Annotated in this window: 9 protein-coding genes; 3 read left to right on the forward strand and 6 right to left on the reverse strand. The window is 69.8% G+C overall.

The annotated features are described in order from the left end of the window. From IA22_RS0124250 to IA22_RS0124270, 5 genes are all read right to left on the reverse strand, one after another. A complete protein-coding gene (locus IA22_RS0124250) occupies nt 1-672 on the reverse strand; it encodes a FadR/GntR family transcriptional regulator (protein WP_014157182.1) in 672 nt (223 codons plus the stop codon). 191 nt (nt 673-863) lie between these two features. Continuing rightward, nucleotides 864-2,474, reverse strand: coding sequence for a glycerol-3-phosphate dehydrogenase/oxidase (locus tag IA22_RS0124255; RefSeq protein WP_014157183.1), 1,611 nt, complete (start codon nt 2,472-2,474; stop codon nt 864-866). A gap of 11 nt (nt 2,475-2,485) precedes the next feature. Next, nucleotides 2,486-4,015, reverse strand: coding sequence for a glycerol kinase GlpK (glpK, locus tag IA22_RS0124260; protein ID WP_030124829.1), 1,530 nt, complete (start codon nt 4,013-4,015; stop codon nt 2,486-2,488). A 39-nt stretch (nt 4,016-4,054) separates the two neighbouring features. Beyond that, nucleotides 4,055-4,846, reverse strand: coding sequence for an MIP/aquaporin family protein (locus tag IA22_RS0124265; protein WP_014157185.1), 792 nt, complete (start codon nt 4,844-4,846; stop codon nt 4,055-4,057). Between the two features lie 261 nt (nt 4,847-5,107). Next, nucleotides 5,108-5,872 (reverse strand): IclR family transcriptional regulator, encoded by a 765-nt coding sequence (locus tag IA22_RS0124270; RefSeq protein ID WP_014157186.1) that lies wholly within the window; start codon nt 5,870-5,872, stop codon nt 5,108-5,110. A gap of 238 nt (nt 5,873-6,110) precedes the next feature. Between IA22_RS0124270 and metH the strand changes: the two genes are divergently transcribed. The 3 genes from metH (at nt 6,111) to IA22_RS0124285 (ending at nt 12,421) form a co-directional block, all read left to right on the forward strand. After that, nucleotides 6,111-9,623, forward strand: a complete 3,513-nt coding sequence (gene metH / locus IA22_RS0124275; protein ID WP_014157187.1) for a methionine synthase — start codon at nt 6,111-6,113, stop codon at nt 9,621-9,623. A gap of 139 nt (nt 9,624-9,762) precedes the next feature. Continuing rightward, a complete protein-coding gene (locus IA22_RS0124280) occupies nt 9,763-10,461 on the forward strand; it encodes an HAD family hydrolase (protein ID WP_014157188.1) in 699 nt (232 codons plus the stop codon). A gap of 367 nt (nt 10,462-10,828) precedes the next feature. Then, entirely contained in the window at nt 10,829-12,421 is a 1,593-nt protein-coding gene (locus IA22_RS0124285) for an ABC transporter substrate-binding protein (RefSeq protein WP_014157189.1), read from the forward strand. 79 nt (nt 12,422-12,500) lie between these two features. On the opposite strand, the gene IA22_RS0124290 is transcribed toward IA22_RS0124285, so the two are convergent. Then, the gene (locus IA22_RS0124290; RefSeq protein WP_014157190.1) at nt 12,501-13,172 is read right to left on the reverse strand and encodes a response regulator; all 672 of its coding nucleotides are present in this window, start codon (nt 13,170-13,172) and stop codon (nt 12,501-12,503) included. Nucleotides 13,173-13,174 lie beyond the last annotated feature (2 nt).

Consider the following 13,174-nt stretch of genomic DNA (forward strand, 5'->3'; position numbering starts at 1 on the left):
TCACAGGGTCGAACGCAGCCACTGCTCCACACTCGCCACGTGCACCGTCGCCCAGGACCGGGCCGCCTCGGCGTCCCGGTCCCGCATCGCGGCCAGAATGGCCCGGTGCTCGCGCAGCGTCCGGCCGACCGCGTCCTCCTGGGTCAGCCCGCGCCACACCCTGGCGCGGGTGGTCGGTCCGGACAGGCCGTCGAGGAGGGAGCAGAGCACCGAGTTGCCGGAGTGCCGGGCGATGCCCCGGTGGAACTCCAGGTCGCCGGCGACCAGCGCCTCCACCGAGGGATCGGGGCCCAGCGCGTCCAGCTGGGCGCCCAGCGCGTCCAGCTGTTCCTCCCCGATGCGCAGCGCCGCCATCGCCGTGGCCGCCGGCTCCAGGATCCTGCGGACCGCGAAGAACTCCAGCACGGTGTCGTCGCGGTGGAAGTCCACCACGAAGCTGAGCGCCTCCAGGAGGAGTTGGGGGTCCAGGCTGGTGACGTAGGTGCCGTCGCCCTGACGGACGTCGAGGATCCGGATCAGCGACAGCGCGCGCACCGCCTCGCGCAGCGAGTTCCGCGAAAGGCCCAGCTCGGCGGCGAGCTCGCTCTCCTTGGGAAGCCGGTCCCCGGGAGCCAGCGCACCCGAGACGATCATTCCCTTGATTCTCTCGATCGCTTCGTCGGTGACGGCCATGCAGGGCCTCCTCGCGCACAAGACATCCGATGTATGCCCTCATTATGCGGCCAGGACGGGAGGCGGACGGCCGGGGGGCCGGGAGGTCCCGGTCGTTCCCGGAGCGCGGCCCTGCCGCGGAGACCGCCCGCACGGCCGACAGGGGCGGCCTCCCGCCGGGAGGCCGCCCCTGTCGCCGTGTGCCGCCGCCGTCAGCGGCCTTCGGCCAGCATGTCCTCGACCTTGGACCGGACGTCGTCGGTCGCGAGGCCCCGGATCGTCAGCGTCGTCCGGCGGCGCAGCACGTCGTCCGCCGTCTCGGCCCACTCGCGGTCGCGCGCGTACGCCACCTGCGCCCAGATCTCCGGGGCGTCGGGGTGGATGCGCTCGCCGAGGGCCGGGTTCTCGTTCGCCAGCCGCGCGATGTCGAACGACAGGGAGCCGTAGTGGGTCGCGAGGTGCCGTGCCGTGTCGGCGGACATCCGCGGCCCCGGCGTACCGCCGTCGACCAGCAGCCGGTGCGCGACCGCGTTCGGGTTGGCGATACCGGGCAGCGGCAGCTTCCTGGGCAGCCGCGCCATCGGCTCCATGTCCTCGCCGAGGGGGTGGCCGGGCAGTTCGGCCAGCTTGTTCATCACCGTGCGGCCGATGTGGCGGAACGTCGTCCACTTGCCGCCCGCCACCGACAGCATCCCGCCGCGGCCCTCGGTCACGACCGTCTCGCGCTTGGCCTTCGAGGTGTTCCCGGGACCACCGGGCAGCACCCGGAGTCCAGCGAAGGAGTAGGTGATCAGGTCGCGGGAGAGCTGCTGGTCCCGGACCGAGAACGCCGCCTCGTCGAGGATCTGCGCCGTGTCCTTCTCGGTGACCGCGACGTCGGCCGGGTCACCCTCGTACTCCTCGTCCGTCGTACCGAGCAGCAGCATGTCCTCCCACGGCAGGGCGAACGTGATGCGGTACTTGTCGATCGGCGTCGCCAGCGCGGCCTTCCAGGGCCGGGTGCGCTTGAGCACGAGGTGGGCGCCCTTGGACAGACGTATGGAGGGAGCCGCGTTCGGGTCCTCCAGCTTCCGCAGGTGGTCGACCCACGGGCCGGTGGCGTTCAGCACGAGACGGGCGTCCACGCCGAACTCCGTACCGTCCTGACGGTCCTCCAGCTCGGCACCGGTGACCCGGCCCTTGGTGAACCGCAGGCCGGTCACCGCGGCGTGGTTGAGGACGACGGCGCCCGCGTCCACAGCCGCGCGTACCGTCATCAGCGCCATCCGGGCGTCGTTCATCTGGTCGTCGCCGTAGACCGCGACGGCCTTCAGGTTGTCCGTACGCAGTTCCGGCACGTCACGCTGTGCCCGGGCCGGGCTGATCACGTGGCCGACGCCGTCACCGAACGCGGACAGCGCCGAGTAGGCGAAGACACCCGCGCCGAGCTTGGCCGCGCCGTGCGGCCCGCCCTTGTAGACGGGCAGGTAGAAGGTGAGCGGGTTGGCCAGGTGTGGGGCGACCTGACGGGACACCGCGCGCCGCTCGAAGTGGTTCTCCGCGACCAGCTTCACCGCGCCGGTCTGGAGGTAGCGCAGACCGCCGTGGAGCAGCTTGGAGGACGCGGAGGAGGTGGCGCCGGCGAAGTCGCCGGCGTCCACCAGGGCCACCCGCAGCCCGGACTGCGCGGCATGCCAGGCGGTGGAGATGCCCAGGATGCCGCCGCCGATCACCAGGAGGTCGTACGTCGCCTTGGACAGCTGCTCCCGGGTCTCGGCGCGGCTCGGGAGGGAGCCGGAGGCCGGATGCGTCCCGAGGGCGGGGACGCTCTGCAGGGTGGTCATGTGATTGCTCCTCAGCTCTCTTCGTCCTCGATCCAGCCCATGGTCCGTTCGACGGCCTTGAGCCAGCTCTTGTACTCGCGGTCGCGGGTGTCCGCGGCCATGCGGGGTGTCCACTCGGCGGCGCGGCGCCAGTTGGCGCGCAGCGCGTCGGTGTCCGGCCAGAAGCCGACGGCGAGACCGGCGGCGTAGGCGGCGCCGAGGCAGGTGGTCTCGGCGACCATGGGGCGCACCACGGGCGCGTCCAGGAAGTCGGAGAGCGTCTGCATCAGCAGGTTGTTGGAGGTCATGCCGCCGTCGACCTTGAGCGCGGTCAGTTCGACGCCGGAGTCCTTGGTCATGGCGTCGCTGATCTCGCGGGTCTGCCATGCGGTGGCCTCGAGCACGGCACGGGCGATGTGCGCCTTGGTGACGTACCGGGTGAGTCCGGCGATCACACCGCGGGCGTCGGGACGCCAGTACGGGGCGAACAGGCCGGAGAACGCGGGCACGAAGTACGCGCCGCCGTTGTCCTCGACGGAGGAGGCGAGCGTCTCGATCTCGGCCGCGGACTTGATCAGGCCCATCTGGTCGCGCATCCACTGGACCAGCGAACCGGTGACGGCGATGGACCCCTCGAGGGCGTAGACCGGCTTCTGGTCGCCGATCTGGTATCCGACGGTCGTCAGCAGCCCGTTGTACGAGTTCACCGGGGTGTGGCCGGTGTTCATGAGCATGAAGGTGCCGGTGCCGTACGTGGACTTGGCCTCGCCCTGCGCGAAACAGGTCTGGCCGAACAGCGCGGCCTGCTGGTCGCCGAGCGCGGAGGCCACCGGGACGCCGTCGAGGACGCCGCCCTTGGCGTTGCCGTAGACCTCGGCGGAGGACCGGATCTCGGGCAGGACGGAGGGCGGGATCTCCAGGGACTGGACGATCTTGTCGTCCCACTGCATCGTGTGCAGGTTCATCAGGAGGGTGCGCGAGGCGTTGGTGACGTCGGTGACGTGGACGCCGCCGTCGGTGCCGCCGGTCAGGTTCCAGATGACCCAGGAGTCCATGGTGCCGAAGAGGATGTCGCCCCGCTCGGCGCGCTCGCGCAGCCCTTCGACGTTGTCGAGCAGCCAGCGGACCTTGGGGCCGGCGAAGTACGACGCGAGCGGCAGGCCGGTCTCGCGGCGGAAGCGGTCCTGGCCGACGTTGCGGCCGAGCTCCTTGCAGAGCGCGTCGGTGCGGGTGTCCTGCCAGACGAGGGCGTTGTGGACGGGCTCACCGGTGTTCTTGTCCCACAGCAGCGTGGTCTCACGCTGGTTGGTGATGCCGATCGCCTTGACGTCGGCGGAGGTGATGCCGGCCTTGACGATGGCCCCGGCGACGACTTCCTGGACGTTCTCCCAGATCTCGGCCGCGTCGTGCTCGACCCAGCCGGGCTTGGGGAAGATCTGCTCGTGCTCCTTCTGGTCGACGGAGACGATCCGGCCGTCCTTGTCGAAGACGATGCAGCGGCTGGACGTGGTGCCCTGGTCGATGGCCGCGATGAACGGGCCGGTGGTGTGTGCGTCGGTCACGGTTGGCTCCCGGAGGTCTGTGTGAGGTGCGGGTGTGGCTCAGGCGAAGGCGAGGTTGTAGAGCCCGCCGGCGAGTGCGGCCCCGATGAGCGGTCCTACCACCGGTACCCAGGCGTAGCCCCAGTCCGACCCGCCCTTGTTCGGAAGCGGCAGCAACGCGTGCACGATGCGGGGTCCGAGGTCACGCACCGGGTTGATCGCGTAACCGGTCGGGCCGCCGAGCGACAGACCGATCCCGACGACCACCAGCGCGGTGATCAGCACACCGAGGGCACCGAGGCCGTTGCCGTCGTCGTTGAGGCCCTGCGTGAGGATCGCCAGGACGAGCACGAACGTGGCGATGATCTCCGTGACGACGTTCTGCACGCCGTTGCGGATCTCCGGGCCCGTGCTGAAGACGCCGAGGACGGGGCCCGCCTTCGGAGCGGCGGTCTGGTCGACCATGCCCTCCTCGGCCGGCTGGTCCTTCACGACCTCGGGGTCGGTGAGGTGCGCGTGGAACTGTCCGTAGTAGACGGCCCAGACGAGCACCGCGCCGATGATCGCGCCGAACAGTTCGGAGGCGAGGTACAGCGGCACGTCGCTCCACGCGGTGCCGCCCTGGATCGCCAGGCCGATCGTGACCGCCGGATTGAGATGGGCGCCGGACACGCCGGAGGCTATGTAGGCGCCGGTCAGCACGGCGAAGCCCCACCCGAAGGTGATGGCCAGCCAGCCGGCGTTGTGCGCCTTGGAACGCCTCAGTGTGACGGCGGCACAGACACCACCGCCGAGCAGTACGAGTACGGCGGTACCGATGGTCTCGCCGATGAAGATGTCGGAGCTGGACACCCGTGACTCCTTTGTCCTTCGTCCAGGGGAAGGCGAAACACCGGGTCCCTCCGGTGGATCGCACCCGAGGTGGGTACTCGTTCGGTACGGGCACCTCACCTGCCGGGCTTGACCGGCCCTCGGCACTGTCACACTCTAACGCGTATTGCCGTTAAGTGTTCGGCAATGCCGACCGGTGAACGGCAATGTTTCTCCCCGATGAAGAGTGCGTCAAGGGGTGTGTGACACGCGACTCGATCGTTACCGACGTCGCGGGGGTGGTCAGAAGCGTCCGGCGCCCAGGTCCCGGGAGACGGCGCGGGCGCAGTCGCGCACGGCGGCGACGAGTTCCGGGCGCAGCTCGCCGCCCGCGCAGACGCGTTCCACGGCCCCCGTCACGGCCACGGCGCCGACCGGCATCCTGCGCCGGTCGTGGATGGGGGCGGCCACCGCCGCCACGCCCTCCCACGTCTCCTCCACGTCGGCGGCCCAGCCCTGCGCCCGGATCAGGTCGAGCAGCGACTCGAACTCCGCCCCGCCCGTGACCGTGCGCGGGGTGAAGGGCCGCAGTTCCACCTCGGTGGCCTCGCTGTGGGCGACCGGGTCGTAGGCCGCGATGACCTTGCCCAGGGCGGTGGAGTGCAGCGGCTGCATCGCACCGACCTCCAGGACCTGGCGGCTGTCGTCGGGCCGGAAGACGTGGTGGACGATCAGGACGCCGCGCTGGTGCAGCACGCCCAGGTGCACGCTCTCGCCGCTGGAGCGGGCCAGGTCGTCGGTCCACACCAGCGCGCGGGCCCGCAGCTCGTGCACGTCGAGATAACTGTTGCCCAGACGCAGCAGCTCGGCGCCCAGCTGGTAGCGGCCGGACGCGGGGTCCTGCTCGACGAAGCCCTCGAGCTGGAGGGTGCGCAGGATCCCGTGCGCGGTGCCTTTGGCCAGCCCCAGTGAGGACGCGATGTCGGACAGGCCCAGCCGGCGCTCGCCGCCGGCCAGCAGACGCAGCATCGCCGCTGCCCGCTCGAGCGACTGGATGTTCTTGGCCATCGCGCCGTACTCCTCCACCTCGGTTCGACAATGCTGAACACTATCGGTCGATGTCGACCTCTGTCCGGTGGCGCGAACATTATGCGCCACCCGCCGAGGGTCCGTTTCACCGCACAGCATGCAGTCCGCCCCGTGGGACACGACGACCGGCCCGGGCGCGTCCCGGCTACGCTGGCCGCGTGCCCCCTCCACAGAAGGGCGCAAAGCCGACAGCCGTCGCATCCCAGGGAGAACATCCATGGCCTCGTTGCCGACCCCCTCAGCTGACAGCCGGACCCGAGCCGCAGCGCTCCGTGAGGCGCTCGCCACCCGGGTGGTGGTGGCCGACGGTGCCATGGGCACCATGCTCCAGGCCCAGGACCCCACCCTTGAGGACTTCGAGAACCTCGAAGGCTGCAACGAGATCCTGAACGTCACGCGCCCCGACATCGTCCGGTCGGTCCACGAGGAGTACTTCGCGGTCGGCGTGGACTGCGTCGAGACCAACACGTTCGGAGCCAACGCCTCCGCCCTCGGCGAGTACGACATCCCCGGCCGGATCCACGAGCTGTCCGAGGCCGGCGCGCGCATCGCCCGCGAGACCGCCGACCGGTTCACCGAGTCCACCGGGCAGCAGCGCTGGGTGCTCGGCTCCATCGGCCCCGGCACCAAGCTCCCGACGCTGGGGCACGCCCCCTACACGGTCCTGCGCGACGGTTTCCAGCAGAACGCCGAGGGCCTGATCGCGGGCGGCGCCGACGCGCTCATCATCGAGACCACCCAGGACCTCCTGCAGACCAAGGCCGCCGTGCTCGGCGCGCGGCGGGCCCTGGAGGCCATGGGCAGCGACCTCCTGGTGCTCTGCTCCCTGGCCTTCGAGACGACCGGCACCATGCTGCTGGGCTCCGAGATCGGCGCGGCGCTGACCGCGCTCGAACCCCTCGGCGTCGACATGATCGGGCTCAACTGCTCGACCGGCCCCGCCGAGATGAGCGAGCACCTGCGCTACCTCACGCGCCACTCCCGCATCCCGCTGCTCTGCATGCCGAACGCCGGGCTGCCCGTGCTCACCAAGGACGGCGCGCACTTCCCGCTCGACGCCGAGGGCCTGGCCGACGCCCAGGAGACCTTCGTCCAGGAGTACGGCCTCTCCCTCGTGGGCGGCTGCTGCGGTACGACGCCGGAACACCTGCGCCGGCTCGTCGAGCGGGTCCGCGGCGCCGCGCTGTCGACGCGCGACCCCCGCCCCGAGCCGGGTGCCGCGTCGCTCTACCAGACCATCCCGTTCCGGCAGGACACCTCGTACCTCGCGATCGGCGAACGTACGAACGCCAACGGATCCAAGAAGTTCCGCGAGGCCATGCTCGACGCCCGCTGGGACGACTGCGTGGAGATGGCCCGGGACCAGATCCGCGAAGGCGCCCACATGCTCGACCTCTGCGTCGACTACGTGGGGCGCGACGGCGTCGCCGACATGGAGGAACTGGCCGGCCGTTTCGCCACCGCCTCGACCCTGCCGATCGTCCTCGACTCCACCGAGGTCCCCGTCCTGCGCGCAGGCCTGGAGAAGCTGGGCGGACGCGCCGTACTGAACTCCGTCAACTACGAGGACGGCGACGGTCCCGAGTCCCGCTTCGCGAAGGTCGCCGGGCTCGCCGCCGAGCACGGCGCCGCGCTCATCGCGCTGACCATCGACGAGGAGGGCCAGGCCCGCACCGTCGAGCACAAGGTCGCCATCGCCGAGCGGCTCATCGAGGACCTCACCACCAACTGGGGCATCCGCGAGTCGGACATCCTCATCGACTGCCTGACCTTCACCATCTGTACCGGTCAGGAGGAGTCCCGCAAGGACGGGATCGCCACCATCGGCGCCATCCGCGAGCTGAAGCGGCGCCGCCCCGACGTCCAGACCACGCTGGGCCTGTCCAACATCTCCTTCGGCCTGAACCCCGCCGCCCGCGTCGTCCTGAACTCCGTCTTCCTCGACGAGTGCGTGAAGGCCGGCCTGGACTCCGCCATCGTCCACGCCTCCAAGATCCTCCCGATCGCCCGGCTGGAGGAGGAGCAGGTCAAGGTCGCCCTCGACCTCATCCACGACCGCCGGGAGGAGGGCTACGACCCCCTCCAGCGGCTCATGGAGCTCTTCGAGGGCGTCAACATGAAGTCGATGAAGCAGGGCAAGGCCGAGGAGCTCCTCGCCCTGCCGCTGGACGAGCGGCTCCAGCGCCGCATCATCGACGGCGAGAAGAACGGGCTGGAGGCGGACCTCGACGAGGCGCTGCTGACCACACCCGCGCTGGAGATCGTCAACGACACGCTGCTGGCCGGCATGAAGGTCGTGGGCGAACTGTTCGGCTCCGGCCAGATGCAGCTTCCCTTCGTGCTCCAGTCCGCCGAGGTCATGAAGTCCGCGGTGGCGCACCTCGAACCGCACATGGAGAAGACCGACGCCGAGGGCAAGGGCACCATCGTGCTGGCCACGGTCCGCGGCGACGTCCACGACATCGGCAAGAACCTCGTCGACATCATCCTGTCCAACAACGGCTTCAACGTGGTCAACCTGGGCATCAAGCAGCCCGTCTCCGCGATCCTGGACGCCGCCCAGGAGCACCGCGCCGATGTCATCGGCATGTCGGGCCTCCTGGTGAAGTCCACCGTGATCATGAAGGAGAACCTGGAGGAGCTGAACCAGCGCAAGCTGGCGGCCGACTACCCGGTGATCCTCGGCGGGGCGGCCCTGACCCGTGCCTACGTCGAACAGGACCTCCACGAGATCTACGAGGGCGAGGTCCGTTACGCCCGCGACGCCTTCGAGGGGCTCCGGCTGATGGACGCCCTCGTCGCGGTCAAGCGCGGTGTCCCCGGCGCCGCCCTCCCCGAACTGAAGCAGCGCAGGGTGCCCAAGCGGGACACCCCCGTCGCGGAGGCCGTGGAGCCCGAGGAGGGCGTGCGCTCCGACGTCTCCGTCACCAATCCGGTCCCGGAGCCGCCCTTCTGGGGCACCCGCGTCATCAAGGGCATCCAGCTCAAGGAGTACGCCTCCTGGCTTGACGAGGGAGCACTCTTCAAGGGCCAGTGGGGCCTCAAGCAGGCCCGGGCCGGCGACGGGCCGACGTACGAGGAGCTGGTGGAGCGCGAGGGCCGTCCGCACCTGCGCGGCTGGCTCGACAAGCTGCACACCGAGAACCTGCTGGAGGCCGCCGTCGTCTACGGCTACTTCCCCTGCGTCTCCAAGGGCGACGACCTGATCCTGCTGCACGAGGACGGTTCCGAGCGCACCCGCTTCACCTTCCCGCGCCAGCGTCGCGGCCGCCGCCTCTGCCTCGCGGACTTCTTCCGCCCCGAGGAGTCCGGGGAGACCGACGTGATCGGTCTCCAGGTCGTCACCGTCGGATCGAAGATCGGCGGGGCCACCGCCGAGCTGTTCGAGGCGAACTCCTACCGCGACTACCTGGAGCTGCACGGGCTCTCCGTGCAGCTCGCCGAGGCACTCGCCGAGTACTGGCACGCCCGGGTCCGCAGCGAGCTCGGGTTCGCCGGCGAGGACCCGTCCGACGTCGAGGACATGTTCGCGCTCAAGTACCGCGGGGCGCGCTTCTCGCTGGGCTACGGGGCCTGCCCGGACCTGGAGGACCGGGCGAAGATCGCCGCCCTCCTGGAGCCCGAGCGGATCGGGGTGAAGCTCTCCGAGGAGTTCCAGCTGCATCCCGAACAGTCCACGGACGCCATCGTCATCCACCACCCGGAGGCGAAGTACTTCAACGCACGGTAGCCGGAAGTTCGACGCGCGGTCACGCGGGACTCCGCGCGCGGCGCGGCGACGCGTCGTAGAATGGTCGGTCCAGTGCAGGCCGGTCGCCGTTCCCACGGGAAGGCGGCCGGCCTTCTCGTCCCTCATGGAGGTGTGCCGGATGACCAGTACGGTCCCCGCGTCCCTGACCCGTACGGCAGAAGGGTCGGCGCTCCAAGCCGTCCTCCTCGACATGGACGGCACACTGGTCGACACCGAGGGGCTCTGGTGGGACGTGGAGGCGGAGGTCTTCGCCGACCTCGGTCACCGGCTGGACGAGGCCTGGCGTGACGTGGTCGTCGGCGGGCCGATGACCCGCAGTGCCGGCTACCTCATCGAGGTCACCGGCGCCGACATCGCCATCGAGGAACTGACCGTGCTGCTCAACGACCGCTTCGAGAAGCGCATCGGCCGCGGTGTGCCGCTGATGCCGGGCGCGGCCCGGCTGCTCGCCGAACTCGCCGCGCACGAGGTACCCACCGCCCTGGTGTCCGCCTCGCACCGGCGGATCATCGACCGGGTCCTGGACTCCCTGGGTCCTCAGCACTTCGCGCTCACGGTCGCGGGCGACGAGGTGGCCCGCACCAAGCCCCACCCCGAGCCCTACCTCGCCGCGGCTGCCGGCTTCGGGGCGGACCCCTGGCGCTGCGCGGTCGTCGAGGACACCGCGACGGGCGTCGCCGCGGCCGAGGCGGCGGGCTGCCGCGTGGTCGCGGTGCCCTCCGTGGCGTCGATCGCCCCCGCGCCGGGGCGCGCCGTCGTCTCCTCCCTGGAACAGGTGGATCTCGCCTTCCTGCGAGGCCTGGTCGCGGACGAGTGACGACCCGCCCACCGAGGGTGTTCTAGTCGGCAGGTGACAAGAACTCCGGTGCCAACTCTGTCAGTTCCCTGCTTTCGCTCACCCCGTGAATCAGGTCCATGTCAATGCGGTCATTCCGGTCCGGGCGTGACGTTCGTCACTCGACGTGATGTCCGCGGGTTTCCCGGGACCGATCGGCGTGCCCGTTTCGGGAACCCTTACGTCCGCATTCATTAAGACGTGTACGAAACATTCCCGGCGGTGACATGGACAACCCGTCATCGGTGATCACCGAGTGGATACGGGGCGGATCCGCACCGGTCAAGCCGTCCTGCGGCGCCTACTAATCTCGGTTTTCTCACATGACGGAATGAGGGAGATCGTCCAGATGAACCGTAAGACGCTGGTGCTGCCGGCCGTGGTGGGCCTGCTCGCACCCGTTCTCGCCGCCTGCGGCGGGTCGGACGACGGGGGCGATGCCATCGTCGTCGGGACGACGGACCAGTTCATCGCCTCGAAGGACAACCCGGCCCCGCTCGACCCGGCCATCGGCTACGAGGCGGGTGTGTGGAACCTGCTCCGCCAGACCGTGCAGACCCTCACGCACATACCGCGAGGCGGCGGCGAGCCCGTGCCCGAGGCGGCCGAGAGCTGCACCTTCACGGACATGGAGAACGAGAGCTACCGCTGCACGCTGCGCGACGGTCTCACCTTCGCCGACGGCACCCCCGTCACCCCGGAGGACGTGAAGTACTCCATCCAGCGGGTCCTCGACATCAAGGACGAGAGCGGCCCCTCCGCCCTCTTCGCCAACATCGACACGATCGAGACCAAGGGTGAGAAGGAGATCGTCTTCCACCTGAGCACCCCGGACGCGACCTTCCCGTACAAGCTCGCCACGCCGCCCGCCGGCATCGTCCAGAAGGACAAGTACGGGGCGAAGACCCCCCGCGACGGCTTCCAGATCGACGGGTCGGGCCCGTACACCATGAAGCCCGAGGTCAAGGACGATCGCATCGTCAAGGTCGTCTTCACCAAGAACCCGAAGTACAAGGGCGACCTGAAGATCCGCAACAACAAGGTCGAGCTGAACCTCTTCCCCGACGCGGACGCGATGGGGAAGGCGCTCGACGACAAGAAGATCGACATGATGACGCGCACCATGTCGCCCGAGCAGGCCCAGGACCTGCTGGCGGAGCCCAAGGAGGGCATCAAGCTCACCGAGATGCCCGGCCTGGCCATCAGCTACATGGCGTTCAACACCGAGGACCCCGCGGTGGAGGACAAGGCCGTACGCCAGGCCGTCGCGCAGGTCATCGACCGCGGCGCCATCGCGAACAAGGTGTACGGCAGCACTGCCGAGCCGCTCTACTCGCTGATCCCGTCCGGCATCACCAGCCACACCAACTCGTTCTTCAACAAGTACGGCGAGCCGAGTGTCGCCGGGGCCGCGCGGACCCTGGAGAAGGCCGGCATCAACACCCCGGTCAAGTTCACCCTGCACTACACGACCGACCACTACGGCCCCGCCACCAAGGCCGAGTACGAGACCCTGGCGAAGCAGCTCAACGCGTCCAAGCTGTTCGACGTCGACGTCAAGGGAACCCCCTGGGACAAGTACCGTCCCGCCCAGAAGAAGGGTGAGTACGCGGTCTTCGGCATGGGCTGGTTCCCCGACTTCCCGGACCCGGACACCTACATCGCGCCGTTCCTCGACGAGGGCAACTTCCTCAACTCGCCGTACAAGTCGACCGAGGCGCAGAAGACGCTCATCCCGCAGTCCCGTCGCGAGGCGGACCGCAGCGCCGCGTCGCCGGCCTTCGAGAAGCTCCAGGACATCGTTGCCACCGACGTCCCCGTGCTCCCCGTCTGGCAGGGCAAGCAGTACGTCGCCTCGCTCGACGAGCTGACCGGTGTGGAGTGGGCCGTCAACTCCTCGGCGGACCTCCAGCTCTGGGAGCTCGCGCGCGGCGCGGTCTGACGCGGCGTCTCCGGAAAAGGACCGGCGCGGTCCGGGGCCCACGGCCCCGGACCGCGCCGGTCCCGCGTTCAGCGCCGGCTCACTGGGCCCCCGGACGCACCAGTCCGCTCTCGTACGCGTACACGGCGGCCTGTACGCGGTCGCGCAGGCTCAGCTTCGTCAGCACGTGTCCCACGTGCGTCTTGACCGTCGTCTCGCTCACGAACAGGTCGGCCGCGATCTCCGCGTTGGACAGGCCGCGAGCCACCAGCTTCAGCACCTCCACCTCACGCTCGGTGAGGGTGTGCAGGGCGTCCGGGACGGGCTCCTCGCCCGAGGGGAGGTGGTCGGCGTACTTGTCGAGGAGACGGCGCGTGATGCTGGGGGCCAGCATCGCCTCGCCCGCGGCCACCACCCGGATGGCCTGCACCAGTTCGACGGCCGGCGCGTCCTTCAGCAGGAAACCGCTGGCACCGGCGCGCAGCGCCTCCACCACGTACTCGTCGAGGTCGAACGTCGTCAGCACCAGGACCTTCGCCGGGCCGTCCCGCCCGGGACCGGTGATCTGGCGGGTCGCCTCGACGCCGTCCATCCGCGGCATCCGGATGTCCATGAGCACGACATCCGGCTGGAGCGCCCTCACCTGGTCGATGGCCTGCAGACCGTCACCGGCCTCGCCGACCACCGCGATGTCGCCCTCCGCCTCCAGAATCATCCGGAAACCGGTGCGCAGCAGTGGTTGATCATCGACGAGCAGGACGCGGATAGCCACGT

The organism is Kitasatospora papulosa, from assembly GCF_000717245.1.
Lineage (GTDB): Bacteria > Actinomycetota > Actinomycetes > Streptomycetales > Streptomycetaceae > Streptomyces > Streptomyces papulosus.

Excerpts from the sequence above, each read along its gene's own strand:
- IA22_RS0124270 (WP_014157186.1), bottom strand. The coding sequence starts at position 5,872 with ATGGCCAAGAACATCCAGTCGCTCGAGCGGGCAGCGGCGATGCTGCGT.
- IA22_RS0124280 (WP_014157188.1), top strand. The coding sequence starts at position 9,763 with ATGACCAGTACGGTCCCCGCGTCCCTGACCCGTACGGCAGAAGGGTCG.
- IA22_RS0124285 (WP_014157189.1), top strand. The coding sequence starts at position 10,829 with ATGAACCGTAAGACGCTGGTGCTGCCGGCCGTGGTGGGCCTGCTCGCA.
- IA22_RS0124250 (WP_014157182.1), bottom strand. The coding sequence starts at position 672 with ATGGCCGTCACCGACGAAGCGATCGAGAGAATCAAGGGAATGATCGTC.
- IA22_RS0124255 (WP_014157183.1), bottom strand. The coding sequence starts at position 2,474 with ATGACCACCCTGCAGAGCGTCCCCGCCCTCGGGACGCATCCGGCCTCC.
- metH (WP_014157187.1), top strand. The coding sequence starts at position 6,111 with ATGGCCTCGTTGCCGACCCCCTCAGCTGACAGCCGGACCCGAGCCGCA.